The organism is Pseudomonas sp. KB-10, from assembly GCF_018221585.1.
GTDB lineage: Bacteria > Pseudomonadota > Gammaproteobacteria > Pseudomonadales > Pseudomonadaceae > Aquipseudomonas > Aquipseudomonas yangonensis.
The window spans coordinates 383934-409931 of record NZ_QYYB01000004.1 but is presented as its reverse complement, the minus strand read 5'-3'; the positions used below and the strand labels follow the sequence as shown (position 1 = coordinate 409931).

At 63.6% G+C, this 25998-nt stretch carries 20 protein-coding genes and 1 pseudogene; 14 read left to right on the top strand and 7 right to left on the bottom strand.

The annotated features are described in order from the left end of the window. The first annotated feature begins 169 nt into the window (after window positions 1-169). From DXK50_RS13685 to DXK50_RS13655, 7 genes are all read left to right on the top strand, one after another. Window positions 170-472, top strand: coding sequence for a hypothetical protein (locus tag DXK50_RS13685; RefSeq protein ID WP_212630690.1), 303 nt, complete (start codon window positions 170-172; stop codon window positions 470-472). A 77-nt stretch (window positions 473-549) separates the two neighbouring features. Further along, a complete protein-coding gene (locus DXK50_RS13680; RefSeq protein ID WP_249186832.1) occupies window positions 550-1374 on the top strand; it encodes a site-specific integrase in 825 nt (274 codons plus the stop codon). Continuing rightward, window positions 1343-2029, top strand: coding sequence for a hypothetical protein (locus DXK50_RS13675; RefSeq protein WP_212630688.1), 687 nt, complete (start codon window positions 1343-1345; stop codon window positions 2027-2029). Before DXK50_RS13680 ends, DXK50_RS13675 begins: the two co-directional genes overlap by 32 nt. 446 nt (window positions 2030-2475) lie before the next feature. Next, a complete protein-coding gene (locus DXK50_RS13670) occupies window positions 2476-2994 on the top strand; it encodes a sigma-70 family RNA polymerase sigma factor (protein ID WP_212630687.1) in 519 nt (172 codons plus the stop codon). An 8-nt stretch (window positions 2995-3002) separates the two neighbouring features. Continuing rightward, on the top strand, window positions 3003-3968 hold the full coding sequence (locus DXK50_RS13665; RefSeq protein ID WP_212630686.1) for a FecR family protein: 966 nt from the start codon (window positions 3003-3005) through the stop codon (window positions 3966-3968). Window positions 3969-4064: 96 nt separating this feature from the next. Continuing rightward, a complete protein-coding gene (locus DXK50_RS13660) occupies window positions 4065-6494 on the top strand; it encodes a TonB-dependent siderophore receptor (protein WP_212630685.1) in 2430 nt (809 codons plus the stop codon). A gap of 243 nt (window positions 6495-6737) precedes the next feature. Next, window positions 6738-8936, top strand: coding sequence for an OsmC domain/YcaO domain-containing protein (locus tag DXK50_RS13655; RefSeq protein WP_212630684.1), 2199 nt, complete (start codon window positions 6738-6740; stop codon window positions 8934-8936). Window positions 8937-8968: 32 nt separating this feature from the next. Here the strand turns inward: DXK50_RS13655 and DXK50_RS13650 are convergent. Then, a pseudogene (locus tag DXK50_RS13650) lies at window positions 8969-9882 on the bottom strand (LysR family transcriptional regulator). Window positions 9883-9976: 94 nt separating this feature from the next. On the opposite strand from DXK50_RS13650, the gene DXK50_RS13645 reads away from it, so the two are divergent. From DXK50_RS13645 to DXK50_RS13635, 3 genes are all read left to right on the top strand, one after another. Continuing rightward, window positions 9977-10297: a putative quinol monooxygenase gene (locus tag DXK50_RS13645; protein ID WP_212630683.1), complete on the top strand. Its 321-nt coding sequence runs from the start codon at window positions 9977-9979 to the stop codon at window positions 10295-10297. Further along, window positions 10294-11148, top strand: coding sequence for a type 1 glutamine amidotransferase domain-containing protein (locus tag DXK50_RS13640; protein ID WP_212630682.1), 855 nt, complete (start codon window positions 10294-10296; stop codon window positions 11146-11148). Before DXK50_RS13645 ends, DXK50_RS13640 begins: the two co-directional genes overlap by 4 nt. A gap of 117 nt (window positions 11149-11265) precedes the next feature. Continuing rightward, window positions 11266-11859 carry a nucleotidyltransferase family protein gene (locus DXK50_RS13635; RefSeq protein WP_212630681.1) on the top strand — a complete coding sequence of 198 codons (594 nt, stop codon included), beginning with the start codon at window positions 11266-11268 and terminating at the stop codon, window positions 11857-11859. Window positions 11860-11893: 34 nt separating this feature from the next. Here DXK50_RS13635 and DXK50_RS13630 read toward each other — a convergent pair whose 3' ends face one another. Continuing rightward, window positions 11894-12787, bottom strand: coding sequence for a LysR family transcriptional regulator (locus DXK50_RS13630; protein WP_212630680.1), 894 nt, complete (start codon window positions 12785-12787; stop codon window positions 11894-11896). Between the two features lie 102 nt (window positions 12788-12889). Here DXK50_RS13630 and DXK50_RS13625 point away from each other — a divergent pair, with 102 nt between their 5' ends. The 4 genes from DXK50_RS13625 to DXK50_RS13610 all read left to right on the top strand — a co-directional run bounded on the left by DXK50_RS13625 (window position 12890) and on the right by DXK50_RS13610 (window position 17153). Next, the gene (locus DXK50_RS13625; protein WP_161864610.1) at window positions 12890-13588 is read left to right on the top strand and encodes a CoA transferase subunit A; all 699 of its coding nucleotides are present in this window, start codon (window positions 12890-12892) and stop codon (window positions 13586-13588) included. 10 nt (window positions 13589-13598) lie between these two features. Further along, entirely contained in the window at window positions 13599-14255 is a 657-nt protein-coding gene (locus tag DXK50_RS13620; protein WP_161864611.1) for a CoA transferase subunit B, read from the top strand. Window positions 14256-14400: 145 nt separating this feature from the next. Continuing rightward, window positions 14401-15582 (top strand): acetyl-CoA C-acetyltransferase, encoded by a 1182-nt coding sequence (locus tag DXK50_RS13615; protein WP_212630679.1) that lies wholly within the window; start codon window positions 14401-14403, stop codon window positions 15580-15582. A gap of 227 nt (window positions 15583-15809) precedes the next feature. Continuing rightward, the gene (locus DXK50_RS13610; RefSeq protein WP_212630678.1) at window positions 15810-17153 is read left to right on the top strand and encodes a short-chain fatty acid transporter; all 1344 of its coding nucleotides are present in this window, start codon (window positions 15810-15812) and stop codon (window positions 17151-17153) included. 276 nt (window positions 17154-17429) lie between these two features. Here the strand turns inward: DXK50_RS13610 and DXK50_RS13605 are convergent, their stop codons facing one another. The 5 genes from DXK50_RS13605 to DXK50_RS13585 all read right to left on the bottom strand — a co-directional run bounded on the left by DXK50_RS13605 (window position 17430) and on the right by DXK50_RS13585 (window position 25996). Beyond that, window positions 17430-20036, bottom strand: a complete 2607-nt coding sequence (locus DXK50_RS13605) for a LuxR C-terminal-related transcriptional regulator (RefSeq protein ID WP_212630677.1) — start codon at window positions 20034-20036, stop codon at window positions 17430-17432. 172 nt (window positions 20037-20208) lie between these two features. After that, entirely contained in the window at window positions 20209-21576 is a 1368-nt protein-coding gene (locus DXK50_RS13600; protein ID WP_249186831.1) for a DUF1329 domain-containing protein, read from the bottom strand. A gap of 27 nt (window positions 21577-21603) precedes the next feature. Further along, window positions 21604-23397 (bottom strand): DUF1302 domain-containing protein, encoded by a 1794-nt coding sequence (locus DXK50_RS13595; RefSeq protein ID WP_212630675.1) that lies wholly within the window; start codon window positions 23395-23397, stop codon window positions 21604-21606. Between the two features lie 273 nt (window positions 23398-23670). Next, entirely contained in the window at window positions 23671-24687 is a 1017-nt protein-coding gene (locus tag DXK50_RS13590) for an alpha/beta fold hydrolase (protein ID WP_212630674.1), read from the bottom strand. Window positions 24688-24841: 154 nt separating this feature from the next. Continuing rightward, the gene (locus DXK50_RS13585) at window positions 24842-25996 is read right to left on the bottom strand and encodes a phospholipase D-like domain-containing protein (protein ID WP_461818874.1); all 1155 of its coding nucleotides are present in this window, start codon (window positions 25994-25996) and stop codon (window positions 24842-24844) included. Window positions 25997-25998: the final 2 nt, after the last annotated feature.

Here is a 25998-nt window from a genome sequence, read left to right as displayed (position 1 = left end):
CGAGCAGAACCCAGAGGCATACGCCGCCAAGAACCCATTCGACGATCCGGGCGCGCGCCTGGTCAAGTTGGGCATGGCTGACCTCGGCGAGCACTGTCAGCGAGCTACAGCGCCTTGCTTATGCCTGCGGACTGACGCTGAAGATCCGCGCCGTTGAGAACGCTCGAGAATGATCAGCCTGAAGCGTTACGAGCAGTGCGTTGCTATCGCCAACGACGAAAGCCGAGACCTGCGCGTCAGGGTAATCGCCCTGCGGATGGCAACCCGAGCGAAGACAGCAGCCCTTCACAGGGCGTTGCTCAATCATCCGCACATTCTGAAACAAGCCTTCGCCCCCGGGGCGCCGTTTTACGGCGTGCCGTCCTACACCATGCAGCCTGACGGCAGCATGAAGCGCAACGCGCCCGCCTTGGTTGTGCATAGCAGCGACGGCGGTCAGCGCATCGTCGAGCGAAGCGGGAGGAAACCATGACGCTTGCACAGTCGAAATTCGTCAACATCCTGCTCGGCTGCGCAGCCCTGGCCTTCTACATCCTAACTTAGGTGGCCTTGCACCAGTGGGATGATGCCAGGCAGGCGCTCGAGGACGCCGACAATAGTCCGGCAAGCCTGGTGCTGGGCGTGGTTGTCGGCGCGCCACAAAACGCAGACGAAGAAAACGTGGCGCGCGATAAGGCGCAGCTGATTGAGGCAAATCCTCTAGCTGGCTGGACGTTCTCGCGTAAGGATCAGGTGAAAGAAGACGACGTTGACCCTTTCACCCCAGAGGAACAGCGCGCCATCCTGGGTGTTCTGGATGGCCAGGCGCGCAATCTTGTGCAGTTCGCTTTCTGGACAGGCATGCGCACGAGCGAGCTCGTCGCCCTGGACTGGGGCGACATCGACTGGTTGAAAGGTGAGGCCTATGTTACCCGGGCAATGACGCAGGCGGCTGCGGGCGAAGCCGAGGTAACCAAGCCGCTATCGGGAAAACGGCGCATCAAGTTGCTAACCCCAGCCATGGAGGCCTTGGTGGCCCAAAAAGCACACACGTTCCTCGCGGGCAAAGAGGTGTTCCAGAACCCTCGCACGCTTGAGCGCTGGAAAGGCGATCAGCCGATCCGCAAGACCATGTGGGCGCACGCGGTCAGAAAATCTGGCGTACGGTACCGGCGACCGTACCAGACCCGGCACACCTTCGCCTCGATGATGCTCTCTGCTGGCGAGCATCCTATGTGGGTGGCGGGTCAGATGGGGCATAGTGACTGGACGATGATCGCCAGGGTTTATGGTCGGTGGATGCCATCGGCTGATGACTCTGCAGGTAGCAAGGCAACGCAACTCTGGAGCGGGGATCAAAGAAATGAAGAAGCAAGGACGGTTATCAAGATCTAGCGTAGGGGAATTTAGTGCCAGCGATTGGAAGTCGGAGGGGCACTCTTTGCTGCTTTTTTCGAAGACACTTCGCATTCAGTGGTTGCTGAAAAGGCGCAGATTGATACGAAGGTTGCGAGAAGAAAACTTCGGCACTGTCGGACATTTATCAGTAGACCTTGACCTCATACAGCACGATCAGGCTCTGGTGAAATCATCGACACTCTTGATCGGATACGCCATTGAAATGTATCTAAAGGCAGGCCTGGCTAATTCATTGATCGGCTGCCCGGAAGAATTGTTCTCGTGTTTGTCTCGAAAATTTTCGCACGATTACACAGCCATAGCCGAGTTTATAGGCTTTCCAACTGACCGGGTGATCCTTGAGGATCTTTCCGCGTTGAGCAGTGCCGTCCAATTTGATGCGAGATACCCTATATCCGCTGCTAATAACGAAGACTACATAAATAAAACGAATGAAAGGCGACAACGGCTGGCTGACAACACCAGATACAAGAGATACAGATTGCTTGCCAAAAGCCTCGACCATTACACCTATAAGATGCTTGGCTCAACGAAAAACCCTCTGAGTACTGGATGGGTGACTTCGACGGAGATGGTTACCTCTGTTACCGCATGGGCGGCTGTATACCCCCAAGAATCACCTACAAGTTAGGCTCTACAAGTACTCGGTCAGTTTCCAGCCTGGCTGAACTCAAGGCGCTCGTAGTGGGCTCTAACGCGGTACTGACGAACATCTGGGACGCAGCTGAAGTCCACGAACACATCGGGGCGGGAAGGAAGAGCAAGCTTCAGAAAATCCAGAAATGACAGCGTTATGACAGCTTCAGCCCTAGAGGCCGCGAAAACACTGGACTAGACGCCAGTTCAAATCCCCCCGGCTCCACCAATTGAAGCAAGCATAAACCCCTGACTTTCCTAGAGAATTTCAGGGGTTTTGTGTTTTCAGGCCCGTCATTTTTCAAGAGGGCTAGCGACAGGCTACGAGGTAGGACCTAAGCAGATAGCGCCCGGCGCTTGCAGCGTGCCCCGGCAAATCGATACCATGCGAACAATTCTCAATTAAACTTGAGTATCGACTCCTCCATCGCGAGTGTGCGCATGCCTGCGGCCGAGCCCCCTTTCCAGCAAGCGATCCATGAGCTGTACAGCGACCATCATGGTTGGCTGTTCGCCTGGTTACGGCGCAAGCTTGGCTGCTCTCATAACGCCGCCGATCTGGCGCAGGACACCTTTGCCCGCATTCTTTCTTCGCGCGAGGTGCTCGGCAGCATTCGCGAGCCACGTGCCTTTCTGACGACGACGGCGCGCCGTCTGGTGATCGACCAGTCACGCCGCAAACAGATCGAAGAAGCCTATCTACGTGAACTAACGCTGACCGCCGAAAGCCTTTCGGGTTACCAGTCGCCCGAGCAGATTCTCACCACGCTCGAAGCCCTGGAGCAGATCGCATTCGTGCTGGAAGAGCTCAGCGCCAAACAGCGCCAGGCCTTCCTGCTCTATTTTCTCGATGGCCAAAGCCAGGCCGATATTGCCGTGCAGATGGGTATTTCCGAGCGCATGGTGCGCAAGCATCTACTGCAGGCGTTGCTGCAGTGCAGCAATGCGTTGGAAGTCTGAGCACGCGCATGAGCAACCTCGAGCCGATCAATGAGCGAGCCGCCGATTGGCTGATCCGGCTCAATGAGCCCGGTGCCGACGAGCGACTGGCAGCCGAATTCGACGCCTGGAAACGCAGCGACGCTCGCCACGCTGCAGCGGCCGAGCGGCTACAGGGCTTTATCGGGCAGATGTCTGCACTGCGTGCGCAAAAGGCCTCGGTGCATGCCGCGCTCGATGCCGCCTTCACCAGCCGCAAGCGCAGCTACCGCGGCAAGCGCGCGGCCACCGCCCTGATGCTGCTGGCGCTGCTGCCGGCCTGGGCGCTCTGGCGTAGCGAGCTACCCGGCTACCTGCTTGCCGACCTGCGCACCCAGCCCGGTCAATGGCTGGTGCACGAGCTAGCCGATCAGTCGCGGGTGACCCTCAACGGCAACAGCGCCCTGGACCTGCAGTACGACGGTCGGCAGCGACGCATTCGCCTGCTACGCGGCGAAGTGCTGGTCGACGTCGCCCATGACTCGAGCCGCCCCTTTATCGTCGAGACCGAGCAGGGCGAAATCCGTGCGCTGGGCACCCGCTTCGTGGTCGCCCGGGCAGAAGGCGTGACCCTGGTGACCATGCTCGAATCGCGCGTGGCAGCGACCGCCAGCGACAACCCGCAGGCGCTGGAGGTCAATGCCGGCGAGCAGGCGCGCATCACCCGCGACGACGTGCAACTGACGGCGACCGTGGACACCCGCAGCGTCGAGGACGCCTGGCGTCACCATCAACTGGTGGTCAAGGACCAGCCGCTGCCAGCGGTACTCGATCAACTGGCCAGGCAGTTTCCAGGGCATATGCAGTTCGACCGCGAGGCGCTGGCGGACCTGCGCGTATCCGCGGTGCTGCCGCTGGATGATAGCGACCGTGCCCTGAATCTGCTCGCCGAGGCACTGCCACTGCAGGTTCGCGAATTCAGCCCATGGCTGAGAGTGATCAGCCGCGCCCGCTGAAGCGGCAGCAAAAAAAATCGCATGATCGGGTTCCGGGTTTTGCGCCTGGCCCGTCAAGGACGATAGACACCAAAAAAACACGGGATCCTATCGATCATGCGCACCTCCGCCGCGCCCTTTGGCTACGCTGTCACGCCCCTTGCCCTGGCCGTTCATCTGACCTTCGCCGGGCTGCTGGGCACCCTTGCCGTCATGCCTGCACCCGCTCACGCTGCCGAGCAGACGCACACCCACTACGACATCGAAGCCGGCCCCCTGGCGGAGGTGCTGAGCCGTTTCGCGCAGCAGGCCGGCGTGCCCCTGGCGTTCGAGCCGCAGCGCCTCGCCGATCTGCAAAGCCCGGGCCTGCACGGGCGGTACGACATCGACGCAGGCTTCGCCACCCTGCTGCGAGGCAGCGGTTACTCAGCCCGCATGGGGACCAACGGTTACGTCCTGGTTCGCCAGAGCGACAGCCTGGAGCTGAGCGCCACGACCGTGATCGGCGCCAACGAGGAACACCCCAACGAATATGTGGCTGGCTACGTGGCCAAACGCAACATGAGCGCTACCAAGACCGACACGCCGATCACCGAAACGCCTCAGTCGCTGTCGGTGGTGACTAGCGACGAGGTCCGCGACCGCCAGTCGGAAACGCTGGGCCAGGCGCTGAGTTATACGCCTGGGCTCACCAGCAGCTCGACCGCTTTCAACCGCACCGCGGACCGCTTCCGCATCCGCGGCTTCGGGGTCGAATCCGGCACCGGCGGCTCGCTGCGCGACGGCCTGCGCCTGCAGAACAACTCCTACGACGGCATTCAGGAACCTTATGGCCTGGAGCGCGTCGAGGTCATTCGCGGCGCTGCCTCGGTGCTCTACGGCCAGCTTTCGCCTGGCGGCATGATCAATGGCATCAGCAAGCGCCCGACCGAAACGCCCTTCCATGAGCTGAACCTGCAAGCGGGCTCCCACGACCGCAAGCAACTTTCTGCAGACTTCAGCGGCCCGTTGGCCGGTAGCGACACCCTGAGCTATCGCCTGACTCTGCTCAGTCGCAACAGCGACACCCAACAGGATCATATCAACGACGACAAGTTCTACATCGCTCCGGCGCTGACCTGGCGACCCAACGAAGACACCTCGCTCACCCTGCTGTCCTTCTACCAGAAGACCGATACGCGTTTCCCCGCGCCCCTGCCCTACCAGTTGGTCAAGGGCGTGGGTGACGGCGCGTTCAAGATCGGTCGCCACGATTTCATCGGCGAGCCGGACTACGACGACATGAACGGCGAGATGTCGACCCTGGGCTACGAATTTCAACACCACTTCAACGAAAACTTCACGCTCAACCATAAGCTGCGTTATTACGAAACCGACGTGCAGTGGAGCTACCTGCAAATTCAACCGTCTGCCGCTGCCATCAACCTTGCTGCAAACACCGGCACACTGTTGCGCCGTTACAGTGACCGCCACGAACGCGCACGGACATGGGCCAGCGATACCAATATCGAGTCGAAATGGCAGCTCGGCGATGTCGAACACACAGTTCTCGTAGGCTTCGATGGCTATGACACTTCCTATGACTCACATAATTTCCGGGGCACCCCTACCAACACTCCAAGCCTGGATCTGACTCGTTATAACTACGGTCAGCCAGTGGTCGTCGACAAAAGCCGCGCAGCGGATCGCGGATCGCAGCTCGATACTCGACAGAAAGGTCTCTATCTGCAGGATCAGATCAAGTTCGACGACAAGTGGATTCTAGTGTTGGGTGGCCGCCACGATTGGGCTGACCAACATCAGACGGCGCATCGCAATGATGCCAAGGCCAGCCAAAGCGACGAAGCCACCACCTGGCGCGCCGGCCTGGTCTACCTGGCGGACAACGGCCTGGCGCCCTATATCAGCTACAGCGAGTCGTTCTTCCCTGTTTCTGTCGCAGAAGTCACTGGCCAAAACTTCGCCCCCACCGAAGGCAAGCAATACGAAGTGGGCATGCGCTATCAGCCCAAGGACAGCAATCTGCTACTCAGTGCAGCCATCTATGAACTGACCCAAACCAACGTGCTGACCTTCGATAGCAATGACGATCCGAGACAGACCGGCGAGGTTCGCTCGCGCGGCCTGGAACTGGAGGCCAAAGCGGATGTGACCGAAGCGCTAAGCCTCATTGCCTCCTACGCTTACACCGATGCCCGCACCATCAAAAGCGCCATTGCCACAGAAGTCGGCCAACGCACCGATGATACGCCTTACCACCAGGCCGCCCTGTGGACCAGCTACGACTTCGTCAACTGGGGTATTCCGCAACTGACCATAGGCGCCGGCGCTCGCTACATGGGTACAACCCAGGCCTCACTGATGGACTCGCCCATGCCGGCCTATACCCTGTTCGACGCCATGGCGCGCTACCAGATCGACGATCACTGGGCCGTGACCGTCAACGCCAGCAACCTGACCGACAAGCGCTACGCGCAGTGCGGGACCTCCACCTGTCACTACGGTGACGAGCGACAGGTGGTGAGCACGGTGAGCTATCGCTGGTAACGAGCACAGCCGGCAAAATCGGGCAAGGCTGCCAGTTCGAGCCGCTCAGGCCACAAGCGTGAACAAGCCCCTAAAGATCGACACTTCAGGGGCTTTTCGCTGGTCACGCCGCCTCGATTACGAGGCGATCGATGCCAATCGGCGATAACTTGATGACACGACGCCTGCCTTATCCGATCCAGCACGCCAGCACGAAAACCCGGATAATGGCGGCCATCTCGTTTCGCTCGCTGGTATTGCCTCATGGAAATCAAGGTCAACTTTCTCGACAACCTTCGCCTCGAAGCCAAGTTCGATGACTTCACGGTGATCGCCGATCAGCCGATCCGCTACAAGGGCGACGGTTCGGCGCCGGGGCCGTTCGACTATTTCCTGGCCTCCTCGGCGCTGTGCGCGGCGTACTTCGTCAAGCTGTACTGCCAGACGCGCGACATTCCCACCGAGAACATCCGCCTGTCGCAGAACAACATCGTCGACCCGGAAAACCGCTACGCGCAGATCTTCAAGATCCAGGTCGAACTGCCGGCGGACATTTCCGAGAAAGACCGCCAAGGCATCCTGCGCTCCATCGATCGCTGCACGGTGAAGAAGGTGGTGCAGCAGGGTCCCGAATTCATCATCGAGGAAGTCGACAACCTCGACGCCGATGCCCAGGCGCTGCTGATGCCGGTGAGTGACACCACCACCTACATCCCGGGCAAGGACCTGCCGCTGGAGCAGACCATCGCCAACATGTCGGGCATCCTCGCCGAGCTGGGGATGAAGATCGAGATCGCCTCCTGGCGCAACATCGTGCCCAACGTCTGGTCGCTGCATATCCGCGACGCGCAGTCGAACCTGTGCTTCACCAACGGCAAGGGTTCGACCAAGGAGAGCGCCCTGGCCTCGGCGCTGGGCGAGTTCATCGAGCGGCTGAACTGCAACTTCTTCTACAACGACCAGTTCTGGGGTGAGGACATCGCGGGCGCCGAGTTCGTCCATTACCCCAACGAGCGCTGGTTCAAGCCGGGGACGAAGGATGCGCTGCCCGAGGAGATCCTCGACGAGCACTGCCGGGCCATCTTCGATCCGGACGGCGAGCTGCGCGCCTCGCACCTGTTCGACACCAACTCGGGCAACACCGCGCGCGGCGTCTGCTCGCTGCCGTTCGTGCGCCAGAGCGATGGCCAGACGGTGTACTTTCCCAGCAACCTGATCGAGAACCTGTACCTGTCCAACGGCATGAGCGCCGGCAACACACTGGCCGAGGCGCAGGTGCAGTGCCTGTCGGAGATCTTCGAGCGGGCGGTGAAGCGCGAAATCCTCGAAGGCGAGCTGTGTCTGCCGGATGTGCCGCAGGAGGTGCTGGCCAAGTATCCGGGCATCGTTGCCGGTATCCAGGGCCTGGAGGAACAAGGCTTTCCGGTGCTGGTGAAAGACGCCTCGCTGGGCGGTGAATTCCCGGTGATGTGCGTGACCCTGATGAACCCGCGCACCGGCGGCGTGTTCGCCTCCTTCGGCGCGCACCCGAGCTTCGAGGTGGCGCTGGAGCGCAGCCTTACCGAACTGCTGCAGGGCCGCAGCTTCGAGGGCCTCAACGACCTGCCGCAACCGACCTTCGACAGCCTGGCGCTGACCGAGCCGAACAACTTCGTCGAGCACTTCATCGACTCCAGCGGTGTGGTGTCCTGGCGCTTCTTCGGCGCCACCCCGGATTTCGAATTCGTCGAGTGGGATTTTTCCGGCGAAGGCGCCGACTCCAACGAGCAGGAAGCCGCGACCCTGTTCGGCATCCTCGAGGACATGGACAAGGAAGTCTACGTGGCCACCTATGACGACCTCGGCGCCAGCGCCTGCCGCATCCTGGTGCCGGGTTATTCGGAGATCTACCCGGTCGAGGACCTGATCTGGGACAACACCAACAAGGCGCTGCTGTTTCGCAAGGACATTCTCAATCTGCACGCTCTGAGCGACCGCGAACTCAAGTCACTGCTGCGCAACCTCAACAACACCGAGGTCGACGACTACACCGACATCACCACGCTGATCGGTATCGAGTTCGACGACAACACGGTGTGGGGCCAGCTGACCATCCTCGAGCTGAAGCTCTTGATCAACCTGGCGCTGAAGAAATACGACGACGCCAAGGAGCTGGTCGAGGCCTTCCTGCAGTACAACGACAACACCGTCGAGCGCGGCCTGTTCTACCAGGCGGTCAACGCGGTGCTGGAGATCCAGCTGGACGACGAGCTGGAGCTGGCCGACTACGAGCACAACCTGCGGCGCATGTTCGGCAACGAGCGCATGGACGCGGTGATCGGCTCGGTGGAGGGCAGCGTGCGCTTCCATGGTCTGACACCGACCAGCATGAAGCTCGAAGGCCTGGACAAGCACCTGCGCCTGATCGACAGCTACAAGAAACTGCACGCCGCCCGCGCCAGGGCGGCGGGCCTGGCCGGCTGAGCAATCGCCCGTACCGAATCGCGGCCTTCGTTCTAGTCCGCCGCCTGCGCGACTGCCTGCACCTGGCGGCGGAACCAGCTGCGCAACGGGTCGGCGTGGGTGCGTTCGTGCCAGATCTGCATCACCTCGACACGCGGCAACTCCAGCGGTAGCGGATGCATGCGCAGCTCGGGGTCCCTAGCGACCGCCTCCTGCGCCAGCGAGCGCAGGCAGGTGAGCAGCAGGTCGCTGCCGCGCAGCAGGCGCGGCGGGGCAACGAAGCTGGACAGCCCGGCAGCGATCCGCCGCTGCAGCCCCCGTTGCTGCAACGCCCTGTCCACCAGCCCCTCGAGATCCCCAGTCAGCGTGGTGATCAGATGCTCGCAGGCGACGAAACTCTGCAGATCCAGGCCGCTCGCAAGGCGTGGGTTGTCATGCGCGGCGAGCACGACGAAGTCCTCGCTGAGCAGACGCTGCTGATGGAAAGTGCCCGGCAGGTCCTTGTAGAAGCCGGCGATGGCCAAGTCGCAGGTACCCTTCTCCAGCTCGTCACGCGGTAGCTGGCCACGGGTGTTGTGGGTGACCAGCACCAGGTTCGGTGCCTGCTGGCGCAGAATCGGCAGCAGCCTGGGCAGCAGGGTCTGCTCGATGTAGTCAGTGCTGTAGAGATGCAAGCGCTCGACACGCCCGAGAAAGTCCTGCCCATCGCAGCGCTCGTAGAACCCCTCCAGTTCCCCCACCAGGCGCTGAACCTGCGGCGCCAGCTCATGGGCCCGCGGCGTCGGTGTCAACCCTCGCGGCGCGCGCACGAACAGCGGGTCACCGAACTGATGCCGCAGTTTGTTCAGCAGTGGCTCAGGGCGGGCTGACTCAGCGCCATGCGTTCGGCCGCCAGCGAGGCGTTGCGCTCCTGATAGAGCACATGGAAGACCAGCAGCAGATTCAGGTCCTTCTTGGCGATATTCATTTTTTGAATTCCTGAAATAAGCGCTTTCGAATTTTAGAATCATATCGCCTTGCCTAGGATGGGGCCTGAAAACCCGTTGCCCATGGAGATCAGCATGACAATAGGCATCTTCGCCACCATCACGCCCCAACCCCAGCACCGTGAAGCGGTGGAGCAGGCGCTGCGCCTGATGGTGCAGCACTCGAGGGCCGAGGCCGGCAACCTGCGTTACGACCTGTTCCTGCGCGACGACGGCCAGGCCTTCGACCTGTTCGAACTCTACATCGACGAGACCGCCGTCGATGCCCATCGCCAGAGCGCCCACTACCAGCACTATCGCGCCGCCACGGCCGACTGGCTGAGCGCCCCCACCCAGGTGCGCGTGGTTCACGCCCTGGACCTGGCCCCCTTTTCCCAATCAGGAGAACGATCATGAGCAAGAAGACCACCCTCGCCGTCGCCGTTGCCGGCTCCCTGCTGGCAGGCAGCGCCCTGGCTGCCGGCAAGGGCGAAGTACTGGTGCTGTTGTCGAGCGAAACGCAACTGCCACTCAAGGATGGCAAGCAGTACACCACCGGGTTCTACCTCAACGAGTTCGGCGTCCCCGCCGACCATCTGCTCAAGGCGGGCTACGAACTGGTGCTGGTCACGCCCAAGGGCAATGCCCCGCGTGTCGATGAGAACTCGGTAACCCCGCAGTACTTCGGCGGCGACGAGCAGGAGATGCAGCGCATCCGCAGCCTGGTGGAAAACCTGCCGGGCATCGACGACACGCTGTCGCTCAAGGAAGTGCTCGAGGGTGATCTGCAGCGCTACGCTGGCCTGCTGATTCCCGGCGGTCATGCGCCGCTGATCGACCTGGCCAACAACCCCGAGGTCGGCGCCCTGCTGCGTCACTTCCACCAGGCCGGCAAGCCCACTGCCGCCATCTGCCACGGCCCGATCGCCCTGCTCTCGGCGCAGCGCGACCCGGCGGCCTACCATGCGGCCTTGGCCAATGGCGAAACACCGGCAGCGGCTGACTGGATCTATCAGGGTTACCGCATGACCATCTTCTCCACCCCGGAAGAGCAGGTTTTCGAACAGTCGCTGCAAGGTGAACGCATCCTGTTCTACCCGGCCACCGCGATGGAAAGCGCGGGCGGCGAGCTGAGCTACGCCGAGGCCTGGGCGCCGAACGTGGTCGTGGATCGCGAGCTGATCACCGGGCAGAACCCCTTCTCCGACCATGCGCTGGGGACGAAACTGGTGCAGATGCTCGACGCCAGGAGCCAGCAGGCGCAGTGAAGCCCGAACCGCCAGGGCGGCGCCATCGTGCATCGGCCTGGCGGTTCGCAGATGGCCTCACCGCAAACCGAATTAGTCCTTACAATCGGCGGCATTCACATCCTTCACAGGCGTGGCATGCAACCGAACCAGCCGTCCCACTCCATCGCCGCGCTGATGCTCGCCGCGGGTTACAGCCGCCGCTTCGGTGCCGACAAGCGCCGGCTCGTGCTCGCCGATGGCCGCTCGCTGCTGGCGGCCAGCCTGGCTCTGCCTTGTTCGATGCTCGAAGACGTCTGGCTGGTGCTGCGTCCGGACGAAGCGCTGACAGAGCTTGAGCTGCCAAAGGGCGTGCATATCGTGCAGAACCCGGCCACCGCCCAGGGCATGGGCCATAGCCTGGCCGCAGGGGCCGAGCGCCTGCTGGCCGAATCGCGCGCTGGCGCCGTGGCGATCTTTCTTGCCGATATGCCGTCGATTCGTCGACACAGCCTCGAGGCGCTGATGGCCTGCGCCGCCCCGGACCGCATCGTGCTGCCCAGCCATCAGGGCAAACGCGGTCATCCGGTAGTGTTCGGCCGCCATTTCTGGCCGCAGCTCTCGGCGCTTGCTGGCGATACTGGCGCTCGTGAGGTATTGCAGCAGCATGCTGAGGCCGTGCGTATCGTCGAGCTGGACGACCCAGGCGTACTGCAGGATATCGACACCCCGGCCGACCTGATTCGGTTCTAGGTCCGCAGGCTCGCCACAATGCAGACGGCGGGTTTCACCCGCCCAACTGCCCGGCCTGATGCAACAGCACCTCACTCAAGGCCTGCGCCGCGCTGGACAGCTGGCGCCCGGCCAGGTGCAGCAGGCCGACACGCCGCGTGACCTGCGGCTCACCCAGCGGCAGACAGCGCGCGCCCAACTCCTCCATCTGCTGCCGACACAGCTGCGGCACCGCGCTGACGCCCAGACCTTCGGCGACCATGCGCCCTACCGTGACCAGCTGATGGCTCTCGAACGCCACCGGCAGCCTGCCGTGGCGGGCGATCACGCTGTCTTCCAGCAGCAGGCGCACAGCCGAGGGCCGCTGCAGGGTGATGAAGGGCCGGTCGAGCAGATCCACCCAGCTCAAGGCCTCGCGCTCGGCCAGCTCGCTGTCGGCCGGCACCACCGCGACGAAGCGATCCTCGTACAGCGGCGTGAACTGCAAGCCGTCGAGGGTCGCCGGCTCGAAGGCGATGCCCAGCTCGACGCGGCCGTCGCGCACCATTTCAATCACCTGTTCGTTGATCACGTCGTGCACCGCCACGTTGACCCGCGGGTAGGCGTCACGGAACGCGCGCAGCGCTGCCGGCAGGCGATTGCCGGCGAACGACGGCATGGCCGCCACCGCCACCTTGCCCATTTGCAGGGTGAAGTGCTGGCGCAGCAGGTCCTCGGCGTTGTCCCAGTCGGCCAGCAGACGCACGGCGATGGGCAGCAACGTCTCGCCCTCCGGCGTCAGCGCCACGCTGCGGGTGGTGCGCACCAGCAACTGGCCACCAAGCGATTGCTCCAGGTTCTTGATCGCCAGGCTCAGCGCCGGCTGCGACAGGTGCAGGCGCTCGCAGGCCTGGGCGAAGCTCAGGCTCTGCGCCACGGCGAGAAAGGCGCGTAGCTGCTTGACGGTCATTAATTTATTTACCTGATCAATCAAGAGGAAAAACAAACTTAACAAATAAGCCTGTAGCGCAGAAGCTTGGCCCAAACAGATAACAACAAGAGGCAGCCCCGAATGAGCGGACTCGACAAACGCGTCGGCAGCTATGCAGAAGCCCTGGACGGCCTGCAGGACGGCATGACTGTACTGGCCGGCGGTTTTGGCCTGTGCGGCATCCCCGAAAATCTGATCAATGAGATCCGCCGTCGAGGCGTGCGCGATCTGACTGTGGTGTCCAACAACTGCGGCGTCGACGGCTTCGGCCTCGGCGTGCTATTGGAAGACCGGCAGATCCGCAAGATGATCGCCTCCTACGTGGGCGAGAACGCCCTGTTCGAGCAGCAGCTGCTCTCCGGCGAGCTGGAAGTCGAACTCACCCCGCAGGGCACCCTGGCCGAGAAGCTGCGCGCCGGCGGCGCCGGCATCCCTGCCTTCTTCACCGCCACCGGCTACGGCACCCCGGTCGCCGAAGGCAAGGAGGCGCGCGAAATCAACGGCCGCCACTACATCCTCGAACCGGCCATCACCGGCGACTTCGCCATCGTCAAGGGCTGGAAGGCCGACCACTTCGGCAACGTGGTCTACCGCCACACCGCGCAGAACTTCAATCCGGTGGTCGCCACCGCCGGACGCATCACCGTGGTCGAGGTCGAGGAGATCGTCGAGCCCGGTGAACTCGACCCGACGCAGATTCACACCCCCGGCATCTATGTCGACCGGCTGATCTGCGGCAGCTTCGAGAAACGCATCGAAAAACGCACCCTGCGCAGCTGAGGACAAGAGCATGGCACTGACCCGTGAACAAATGGCCCAGCGCGTGGCCCGCGAGCTGCAGGACGGCTTCTACGTCAACCTCGGCATCGGCATTCCCACCCTGGTCGCCAACTACGTACCCGAAGGCATGCAGGTGATGCTGCAGTCGGAGAACGGCCTGCTCGGCATGGGCGCCTTCCCGACGGAAGACGAAGTGGACGCCGACATGATCAACGCCGGCAAGCAGACCGTCACCGCGATCAAGGGCGCGGCGATCTTCGACTCGTCGCAGTCCTTCGCCATGATTCGTGGCGGCCATGTCGACCTGACCGTGCTCGGCGCCTTCGAGGTGGACGTGCGCGGCAACATCGCGTCCTGGATGATCCCCGGCAAGCTGGTCAAGGGCATGGGCGGCGCCATGGACCTGGTGGCCGGTGCCGACAACATCATCGTCACCATGACCCACGCCTCCAAGGACGGCGAATCCAAGCTGCTGGAGCATTGCAGCCTGCCGCTGACCGGCTGTGGCTGCATCCGCAAGGTGCTGACCGACTTGGCCTATCTGGAGATCGAGAACAACGCCTTCATCCTGCGCGAACGCGCGCCAGGGGTGAGCGTCGAGGAAATCGTGGCCAAGACTGCCGGCAAGCTGATCGTCCCCGAACACGTGCCGGAAATGAGCTTCTAAGTTGTCTACCGTTCTGTAGGCGCCACCACGCACGGCGCCTACAGAGCGTTTTCTACATTGTGGGAGGGGCTTTAGCCGCGACAAGGAAGGCTCGCCGCTAAAGCGCCTCCCACAATACGCGGCCCACCCGCCAAGAGGATTTCCCATGCAAGACGTCGTCATCGTCGCCGCCACACGCACCGCCATCGGCAGCTTCCAGGGCAGCCTGGCCGAGATTCCCGCCCCAGAACTCGGCGCCATTGTCATCAAGCGCCTGCTCGAACAAACCGGCCTCGACGCCGCTCAGATCGATGAAGTCATCCTCGGTCAGGTGCTCACCGCAGGCTCCGGGCAGAACCCCGCACGCCAGGCCGCCATTCGCGCCGGCCTGCCGCATGCCGTGCCGGCCATGACCCTGAACAAGGTCTGCGGCTCTGGCCTCAAGGCCCTGCACCTGGCCACCCAGGCCATTCGCTGTGGCGATGCCGAGGTGGTGATCGCCGGCGGGATGGAGAACATGAGCCTGGCGCCCTACGTGCTGCCCAAGGCCCGCACCGGCCTGCGCATGGGCCACGCCCAGATGCTCGACAGCATGATCGTCGACGGCCTGTGGGATGCCTTCAACGACTACCACATGGGCATCACCGCCGAGAATCTGGTGGAGAAATACGGCATCAGCCGTGAAGCGCAGGACGCCTTCGCCGCCGAGTCGCAGCGCAAGGCCGTGGCCGCTATCGAAGCCGGTCGTTTCGATGCCGAGATCACTCCAGTGCTGATCCCGCAACGCAAGGGCGACCCCGTCGCCTTCACCCGTGACGAGCAGCCACGTGCCGGTACCACCGCCGAATCCCTGGCCAAGCTCAAGCCGGCGTTCAGGAAGGATGGCAGCGTCACCGCCGGTAATGCCTCCAGCCTTAACGACGGCGCCGCCGCCGTACTGCTGATGAGCGCGGCCAAGGCGCACGAGCTGGGCCTGCCGGTGCTGGCGAAGATTGCCGGCTACGCCAACGCCGGTGTCGACCCGGCGATCATGGGTATCGCCCCGGTGTCGGCCACCCGTCGCTGCCTGGACAAGGCCGGCTGGAGCCTGGCCGATCTGGACCTGATCGAAGCCAACGAGGCCTTCGCCGCCCAGGCGCTGTCGGTCGGCCAGGAGCTGGGCTGGGACGCCGACAAGGTCAACGTCAACGGTGGCGCCATCGCTCTGGGCCATCCCATCGGCGCCTCGGGCTGCCGCGTACTGGTGACCCTGCTGCACGAGATGATCCGCCGCGACGCCAAGAAGGGTCTGGCCACCCTGTGCATCGGCGGCGGTCAGGGCGTGGCGCTGGCTATCGAGCGCGTCTGAGCGCCGGACAATCGCCGCTGAAGCGCCTCCCACACTGCCCGCCTGGCTCCTGTGGGAGGGGCTTTAGCCGCGACGATTTATAACGAGGTAGCCCGGATGCAATCCGGGCCACGCAAACAGCTCGGCCTCGGCCGGGCTTTGTCATATCCACTGCAACACCCAGGCTTAGCCAACCTCCAAATGCCTGGTCAAAGCCCTTACACAACCATAAGAAAGAGGCACCTTCGATGTTCAACTCCCTCACCCGCATGAGCGTGAGCCTGGTACAGAAATACCTGCCCTCGCCTTTCGTGTTTTCTGCGCTCCTGACCCTCGGAGTGCTGCTTGCCGGCATTCTCTCCACCGGCCAGTCGCTACCGGCCATGGTCCAGCACTGGAGCGGCGGCTTCTGGACGCTGCTCGGCTTCGCCATGCAGATGGCGCTGATCTTCGTCACCGGCCACGCTCTGGCCAGCGCGCCGATCATCAACCGCCAGCTCGACCGCCTGGCCGCGATCGCGCGCACGCCGGGCCAGGCGATCGTCATGGTCACCCTGGTGGCGCTGGTGGGCTGCTGGGTCAACTGGGGCTTCGGCCTGGTGATCGGCGCGGTGTTCGCCCGCGCCCTGGCGCGCAAGGTCGCAGGCGTCGACTACCCGCTGCTGGTGGCCTCGGCCTACTCGGGCTTTCTGGTCTGGCACGGCGGCCTGGCCGGTTCGGTGCCGCTGTCCATGGCCACCGGCGGGCCCGATCTGGCGCGCATCACTGCCGGCGTGCTGACCGAACCAGTGAGCATCATGCAGACCCTGTTCAGCCCGCTGAACCTGACCATCGTTGCGCTGCTGGCGATCGGCCTGCCGCTGCTCAACCGCGCCATGCATCCGCGTCAGGGCGCCAAGGTGGCCGACCCGGCCAAGCTGGTGGAATCGCAGGCCGAGCTGCCGGCCCGTGAAACCCCGGCACAACGCCTGGACGACAGCCGCATCCTGGGTCTGGCGCTGGTGGCCATGGCCGGCATCTACCTGTTCAACCACTTCGCCAGCAAGGGCTTCGTGCTCGGTCTGGACGTGGTCATCGCCATCTTTCTGTTCAGCGGCCTGCTGATGCACGGCACCCCGGAGCGTTACATGCGTGCGGTGGACGAGAGCGTGCGCGGCATCGGCGGCATCGTCCTGCTGTTTCCCTTCTACGCCGGGATCATGGGCATGATGATGGGCGCCAACGCCGACGGCATCTCCCTCGGCCGGCAGATCACCGAGGCGTTCATTTCCTGGTCGTCGGCCGACACCTTCCCGCTGCTGGCCTTTCTCAGCGCCGGTGTGGTCAACGTGTTCGTCCCCTCCGGTGGCGGCCAGTGGGCCGTGCAGGGCCCGATCATGCTGCCGGCTGCCCAGGCCCTTGGCGTATCGCCCACCGTCACCGCCATGGCGATTGCCTGGGGCGACGCCTGGACCAACATGATCCAGCCGTTCTGGGCGCTGCCGCTGCTGGGCATCGTCGGCCTCGGCGCGCGCGACATCATGGGCTACTGCCTGATCATGCTGCTGTACTCGGGCGTGGTGATCTGCGGCTCGTTCTATCTGCTCGGCTGAGCATGCAGCGATGACCGGGCGGTGATCTGCTTCGGCCCATGCGGACCAAATCTGGTGGGCTAAAGCGGATCGCCGCCCAGCCCACCCTACTGGCTAAGCGTTCACCTTTTTACCCTCTCGCGATCAACTCCCTGTGAAGCCTCGCGAGCTAGAGCGATGCAAGGCAGAAGGAGGCGAGCAAGCGGAGCGTACTTTTGTACATGAGCATTCGACCGGGCTGGCGCTCCAGCCTGCTTCTAACGCAGCAGCGCCGACGCGCAGCAGGCTGTGCCTAACTTAATCCCCCATCAGCCCCTGGGCCTTGGCCATGGCCACCGCCTGGGTGCGCCTTTGCACACCGAGCTTGACGTTGATCCGCCGCGCATGGGTCTTGACCGTGTGCAGCGAGATGAACAGGCGATCGGCGATTTCCTGATTGGAACAGCCCTGGGCGATCAACTGCAGCACTGCCAGCTCGCGCGAGCTGAGCAGCGCGGTGCCGGCGCTGGCCGGTTCATCCAACCGCGGCGCCGGCTCGAACAGACGCTGATGCAGGCTTTGCCCCACCTCTCCTGGCAACATACGATCCAGCCACTGCCCCTGGCGCTGTTGCAGCTCCTGCAAGGGTCGCAGCAGGCGCAGTTGCCGCGCCTCACCGATGGCCTGCTGCAACAGGGCATCGGCCTGTTCCACCTGGCCCTGTACCAGCAGCGCTTCGGCCAGGCTGACCCGGCACTCACAGGCAAGGCTGCGATGTCCGGCGAGCTGGCTTTCGTCCAGCAACAGGCGCAGCGCATGCTCGGCAGCCGCCTGATGACCGAGCAGCAGGTCACTGATCGCCAGACAATGGCGCAGACGCGGCAGCAAATCATAGAACTCGGACGGCGCCAGCTGCTGGCGCTGCTGCAAATGCTGCAGGGTCTGGGCGAACAACTCGCGCGCGCGACCGGTCTGTCCCTGACGCAGCAGCAGGCGCCCCGCCTGCAGCCGCAACACCGAGCGGTAACGCACTTCCGGCACATGCGACCACTGCATGGCCCGCTCGGCTTTCTGCAACCACTGATGCGCTTCTTCAAGATCACCACGGCTCTCGGCCAGCTCCAGCAATCCCAGGTAGCCGGAAATGATGTAGGCATCCTCGCAATGTTCGGCTTCCTGCAGCCCCTGGCGATACGCCTGCTGCGCCGCCTCGTCCAGGCCTTGGCGCGCCAGCAGGCTGGCCCGTACCAGCAACAGGCGGGCAACTACCGGGCTGTGGTTGAAGCGTTCTCGCAACAGCGCCAGCGACTGCTCGGCCAGCTCGGCCGCGCGCCCGGCCTCGCCACGCATTTGCAACAACAGGCAGTGATCGGTATTGAGCAAGGCTTCGTAGATCAGGCTGCCACGCAGCCGCGCCAGACGCAGGCCATGATCCAGCGCCTGCTTGGCCTGTTCCAGGGCATGTTCGGCCATATGCTGCTGGGCCAGCGCCTGATAACAAAGCACGCGCTGCGACCAGCTGTCATCGTCAAGCATTTGCAGCGCTTCTTCGCAATGTCGCCGGGCATCGCGGCGCCCACACTGACGCGCCAGCACACCCATCAATGCCTGCCAGTGGGCGATCAGTTTGCGCTGACGTCGCGCATCGGGCTGCGGCATGAAATGCGTCAGCCCCTGGATGCAGGTACTGGCTTCGTCGAATCGGGCACAAATGATCAGCGCCCAGGCCTGCAGTACGATCAGCCGCGGTGAACTGGCGAACAGCCAGTCCGGCAGCTCCTCGCGCCATTGCAGCAGCTGCGCCACCGAGTGCCCCTGCAACAGTTGCTCCTGGCTGAAGCGCTGCAGGTAATTGACCGCGACCTCGACCTGACCCGCCTGCAAGGCATGTTCGACCGCCTCGCGGATATCGCCATGCTGAGCGAACCACTGGCAGGCGCGCACATGGATCGAGGCCGGTGCCGGAGCGCCCGGCAAGCGCCGCAGCACATCGGCCAGCGGTCGCCACAGACGGAACCAGCTACCACTGCTGTCCAGGCTGCGAATGAACAACTGACGCCGTTGCAGCTCGCTCAGCAACAAGGTACCGCGGCCTTCCAGCAGGTGCTCGCACAGCGACCGGGAAAAACGTGGCAGCAAGGCCAGCGCATGCAGATCGCTGCGCAGCTCTTCGTCCAGATCGGCCAGCACCTCCCGTTGCACGTAGTCATGCAGCACCGGGCAACCATCCTGCAAGCGCTGCCGCAGCGCGTCCTCGTCGGCATCGAGCAACAGCAGACGAATCGCCGCCAGCCACCCCTCGCTACCCTTTAGCAGGGCCTGCCGAAGGTCATCGGCCAGATCCACCTGAAGTGTCGCCAGCAGCTCGTCGAGCATCGTATTGTCCAGCGCCAGCTCCTCGCCCTTGAGCTCCAGCAGATCGCCCTCCAGCAGCAGGCGCGGCAGATTCCAGGTCGGCGTCCGGCGGCTGGCGACCCACCAGGTGACCTGCGCCGGCGCTGCGGCGAACAAGCGATCGAAGCAGGCATCGAGCGCCTCGTCGGCCTGCCGCGGATAGTCATCGACAAAGATCCACAACCGCCCTGCCCGCTCATGCAGACGGTCGATCAGACCGGCTTCGCTGACATCCTCGCCCGACAGCTGCATGGCAACAGCCAGCCGCTTGCACAGTTGCGCGGGGCTCAGATTGCGCCCGGCAAGATCGAGCCATACCCGCTCGATGGTGGCAGGCGTCTGTCGCGCGCATTGGCCAAGCAGCACGCTCTTGCCGGTACCGGCAGGCGCGCAGAGCAGGCGCAGGCGCGACTCGCTGGCGAGCAGACGCTGCTGCAGGGCGGGACGGGAAACCACACAGGGTGGCAGACGCGGCAGGTCTGCAGGTTGCACCTGCAGCGCACTCGGACGGGCGATGGCAAGGGTCGGCATGGCAGCGGTTCTCTCTGCTTGTCATTGTTGAACCACTCAGCGATGGTACCCCGCTGACCGCGCGCGACCACCCCTTGGCGCTTATGGTGCGAGATTCACGTGAGAGAGGCGCGCGCACAAAAAAGCCGGCGGCGCACAGGGCGACACCGGCTTGCTTCGGCTTGCTTGGTGGTCAGCGCACGCCAGCGTTGCGCAGCGCTGCCGGAGTGAAGTCCTTGGCCGAGGCCTGAGTACCGTACTGCACGGCAGTCTTTTCCTCATTGGCCATGCCGATGGCGATATAGCGTCCGGCGATCACGTCATACAGTGCTTCGAGCGCGTATACCGGCACCTTCTTGTCGTACTGCTGGAACAGCAGGGCCTCACCGACGCGCCACATCTGCCCCCGACCGTCGTAATGCTCGGACAGGGCGATCTGCCAGGAATCCTCATCCACGTAGAAGCGCCGCTTGGCGTAGATGTTGCGTTCGCCACTCTTGAGCGTGGCCTCGACCTCCCACACACGGTGCAACTCGTAACGAGCCAGATCCTGATTGATATGGCCAGCCTTGAGAATGTCGCTGTACTTCACCTGCGGCGAGGCCAGCCGGTAGTTGTTGTACGGGATGAACGCCTCGCGCTTGCCCACCAGCTTCCAGTCGTAACGATCCGGAGCACCGCTGAACATGTCGAAGTTGTCGGTGGTACGCAGACCATCGGCTGCAGTGCCCGGGCCGTCGTACGCCACCTGCGGGGCACGCCGCACGCGACGCTGGCCGGCGTTGTAGATCCAGGCCATGCGCGGTTCGCGAACCTGATCCAGCGAGTCGTGCACCAGCAGCACGTTGCCCGCCAGGCGCGGCGGCGCGGTGACCCGCTGCTTGAACAGCAGCAGAGTGTTTTCCGCCTTGGCCGGGTCCATGTCGGGAATGTTGTCCGGGAAGGCGACCTCATCCTCGAAATTGACCAGCGTGTAGGATCCATTGGCCTGTGGCGAAGCCTGGACGATGCTGCGGCGCAGGTTGCCGCCGCGATAGCGGGTGATGTGGTTCCACACCACCTCCAGGCCGCTCTGCGGAATCGGGAACGCGTAGTAACGGCTCTGACCGAAGTTGGTCAAACCGTTACCGCCTGCCACCAGCCCGGTGTTCAGCGCACTGGTCTTGGCCGCGGCATAGATGTTGTCCGGCACCGCGGCGCTGCGGTGGGTCGGGTATACCGCCATGCGGTAGCTTTCCGGATAACGCTGGAACATCGCCAGTTGTCCCGCAGTGAGACGGTCACGGTACTGATCCAGATTCTGCGCGGTAATGGTGAATAGCGGCTGTTCGCCCGCGAAGGGGTCACTGAGAAAACCGCGGGCGTCCACCTGCCCGGCATCGGCCGCCAGGCCACCGTCCCAGGCGGGGATGGTGCCGGCAGCATTGCCGGCCATCTCCGCGCCCAGCGGGGTCAGGCTGTTACCGAGCTTGGCCGCTTCCTGCTCGCTGACCGCGGCCAGCACGCCGCTGGCCAGCAGGCTCAGGGAAAGTGCGCCGAGCATCTTCAGGGTTGTATTCATCTGCATTCCTCAACTGATCCTGATGGCCTAGAAGCTCACGCCGAAGCTGAGCGCCAGGAAGTCGCGGTCGACCGCGACGTTGTAATCGCCGCCGAAGAAGTCGGTGTACGACAGGCTGGCGGTGTAGGTATTGCGGTAGTCGGCGTCGATACCGAAGCTGATGGCCTTGGCACCCTCGTTGAACAGGCCGTTGGGCCCATAGCCGTCGACGTCGTGCGACCAGGAGATGTTCGGCTTGAGGTTCACTCCGGCGAAGACGTTGCTGTACTCCCAGATACCGCGAACTCGATAGCCCCAGGAGGTGCTGGTGGTGAAGCCGTGGGTGTCGCCGTTAAAGCCGTAGGCGCCGAACAGCGAATCGCGGCCATAGCGCAGGTCCTCGCGACTCTCCAGCCCGCCGACGTGGGCCATGCCGATCTCGCCGACCAGGGTGAAGCGCCCCGCACCCATCACCTGATCGAAGAAGTGGGTGAAGCTGGTCTGCAGCTGAGTGACTTCCTTGCGCCGGTAGCCGACGTTGTCCTGGCCGGGGCCGGCCGTGACCGGCGCCGTGCCGGGAGCGATGGGGTTGAGCAGGCTCAGGGTCATGTCGGTGGTGTTGATCTGCAGCGGCAGATTGGGCCGATAGCTGATCTCGCCACTCCAGGCCGTGCCGGTGGGCAGCGTGGTGGAGAAGCTCAGCCCGTAGAGGCGTATATCCTCCGGGTACTCCAGATAGTAGCGGCCGTTGCCAAGCATCACGCTCTGTGCCAGACCGGCACCACTTCCCGGTGCGATGCCCTCGGCGGTGCCGATGATCCCCGGCAGCGCCGCCAGGGTCGACAGGCCGGCGTTCTGCGTGCCGACGATCGGCGTACGACTGTGATAGTTGATGAAGTAGGCGCCGTACTCGGTCTCGTCACCCAGCCAACGCAACGCCAGACCCCACTGGCCACTGTCGCGCGCATCACGATCACCGGCGCGCGGCAGGATCACCCCTTCGCTGTCGACACGAAAGCCCTGACCGAACGCAGCAGCGACCGGCTGCAGCGGTGCGATGGCCGGCGAGCCGATGTGATAGCCGCTGTCGCAACCGTCGGCGGCTACGTCGGCGGTGGAGAAGAAGGTGCCGCAGTTGTCGAGGATGGTCTGGTCCCACTCCAGCTGGTAGAAGGCCTCCATGCTCAAACGGTCGGTGAGGCTCTGCGAAACGTAGAGCATGTTCACCGGAATCAGGCCCTCCTTGATCTCCGCACCAGGGCGACGGAAAGCCGCGACGTCGACGGGGTTGATCGAGTTGATGCTGTTGCCGATGAAGGTGCTCTCGCCCCAGCTCACCACCTGCTTGCCGACCCGTACCGTGCCCGGCAGATCGCCGATGGCGTAATTGTGGTAGAGGAAGGCGTCGAGAATTTCCGCCCCGGCGGACTTGGCCCCCTCCTTGCGGTTGTGGTCGCTGATGTCCTTGAACAGGCGGCTTTCGTCCTTGAGCTCGAAGTCGTACCAGTACTTGCCGCGCACAAAGACGCCGGTATCACCGTACTTCAGCTCCAGGTCGTGAATGCCCTTGAAGATCTTCGAGAAGGTCTCGCCCTTCTTGAAATTCAGGCGCCCGTCATCGCCAGTCTGCGCCTGGCCCTGGCCACCATTGTTGGGGCCGATCAGGTCACGATCGGGGCTGCGCATCGACCAACTGGCACCGATCGACAACGCGCTGTCGAACTGCCCTTCGATCTCACCGATATTGAAAGTGACGGCCTGTGCCGGAGCGGCGAAACCGACGGCGACGGCCAAAGCCAAGGTGTGCGGCTGGAATAGTCCGGGCCCTGTTGTTGTTGTCATGCGGGTCTCCTAGGTATTGGGTACTGCAGCGCCAACCCTAGGCGGGGAACAGGCCCCGGATAAGCGCACCAAGGAGGGATTTCACCTGTCGCCCGAAAGGATGAACGGCGCCCTGAAACGGGCGCACGCGGGCCGACCTCAGCTTGCTGAATGACGGACCATCAGGCGGGTGGGGAACTATTTGCAGGCAGACACCGATGACTCTGCCAGAGGACGACGCGAATGGCGTCCTGAAGAAGGGGCAGAGCCTGGGGCCAGGCTCTGCCAGGTCGATCAGTTGCCGCTGGCTGCCAGCTCGCGCAACAACACTTCGTGGAACAGCGCCGGCGCTTCCACCTGCGGCGAATGGCCGAGCTCCGGCCACTCCACGAGTTTCGCCTCGGGAATCGTCTCGGCAGTCTTGCGCCCCAGTTCCGGGTAATTGCCAAGACGCTTGGCGACATCCTCCGGCGCACGGTTGGCACCCGGTGCGGTGCGATCCTTGCCGCCGATCAGCAGCAGGGTCGGCGCCTTGATGTTGGCGAACTCATGCACCACCGGCTGGGTGAAAAGCATCTCCGCCGTCTGCGCCTGGTTCCAGGCCACGATCTCCTTGCCCGGACCGCTGTACATGCCGTTGAGCATATCGACCCAGCGGTCGTACTCGGGCTTCCACACGCCGTTGTAGTAGAACTTCAGCTGGTAGTTCTTGATGCTCTCGTAGGAGGTCTTCAGCTCGCCCTGATAGAGCTGATCGACCGTCACGTAGGGCACGCCCTCGGCCTGCCAGTCCTCCAGACCGATGGGGTTGACCAGTACCAGCCGTTCCACCCGATCGGCATGCGCCAGTGCGTAGCGCGCGGCCAGCATGCCGCCCATGGAGTGGCCGATCACCGTGGCCTTCTCCACCCCCAACGACTCCAGCAGCGCATCGGTATTGCTGGCCAGTTGGCCGAAGCTGAACTGATAGCCGCGCGGCTTGCTCGAACTGCAGAAACCGATCTGATCCGGGGCGATCACACGGTAGCCGGCATCGCTCAGTGCCTTGATGGTCGCCCCCCAGGTGGCGCCACAAAAGTTCTTGCCATGCAGCAGCACCGCCGTGCGGCCATTGCCCTCGCCGGCTGGCTTCACGTCCATGTAGCCCATCGACAGCTTCTGCTGCTGCGAACTGAATTCGAACCGTTCGATGGGATGGGGATAGTCGAAGCCTTCCAACTGCGGGCCATAACCGGCCTGAGGTGCAGCCTGGAGCAGGGAGAGGGGAAGGAGGCTGGCGGAAAGTGTCGCGATGAGCAGGGATTTCTTCACGTGCGCATTCCTATGGCGGTTTCGCGGCTGAACGCCTGCTACGGCCAGGCGCAGACGTCACTGAGCTGGCGACTATAGCAACCACCCTGCAGCGCCAACGCGGCAATGCTTTTCCGAATGTGAACGAAACGTCTGAGATAGAGCCTTCGGAGCCTCAGCGCCAACGGTCCAGCAGGTTTACCGTCAGGCGATCCAGCCAGCCCCAGAGGCGCTGTTGCGCGCGGCGCCACCAGGGGCGACGGCGCCAGTCGTCGAGCGTGATCTCGCGGCTGTTACCGAAGTCCTCGATGAAACTGGCCGCCACCGCCTTAGCGAAGGCCGGATCGAGAGCCTCGACGTTGGCGTCGAGGTTGAAGCGCAGGTTCCAGTGGTCGAAATTGCACGAGCCGACGCTGACCCAGTCGTCCACCAGCACCATCTTCAGATGCAGGAAACGCGGCTGGTATTCGAAGATGCGCACGCCGGCCCTAAGCAGCTTTGGGTAATAGCGCTGACCGGCGAAACGCACGGGTGGATGATCGGTGTTGCGCCCGGCCAGCAACAGGCGCACCTCGACACCTCGGGCCGCCGCGCGGCGCAGGGCTCGACGGATTTTCCAGGTGGGCAGGAAGTACGGCGTGGCCAGCCAGACGCGCTGCCTGGCGCCTCGTAGCGCGCGCAGCAGTGAAAGCAGAATATCGCGATGCTGCGCCGCATCGGCATAAGCGACACGCCCGAGACCGACGCCGGCTGGCGGACATTCGGGCAGGCTCAGCGCAACCGGCTGATGACTCGGGCGCCAGGAAAACCGTGCACGCCAGAGTTGCTCGAACAACTGCTGCCAGTCGCCCACCAGCGGCCCCTCGATTTCCACCATGGCTTCGTGCCAGGGGCTGCGGGCTTCATCCGGCAGCCAGAACTCGTCGGTGGAGCCGGTGCCGCCCACGTATGCCAGACACTGATCCACCAGCAGCAGCTTGCGGTGATCGCGGTGAAAGTTGCGGATGCCACGCCGCCAACGCACCGGGTTATACCAGCGCAACTGCACCCCCGCGGCCTGCATGCGCTCACGCAGCGAGGCCCCCAGGCGGGCCGCGCCAAAGGCATCGAACAGGCCGCGCACCGTCACCCCTCGTTCGGCCGCCCGGCACAGGGCATCGACCAGACGCTCGCTGCAGCGCCCGTCCTCGATCAGGTAAAGCTCGATCTCCACCTGCCGCCTGGCGCCCTCGATGGCTGCCAGCATGCGCGGGAAGAACGCCGGCCCGTCCAGCAGCAACTCGAAGCGATTGCCACCGCGCCAGGGAAATATGCGGCCGCGCTTGTGCACGC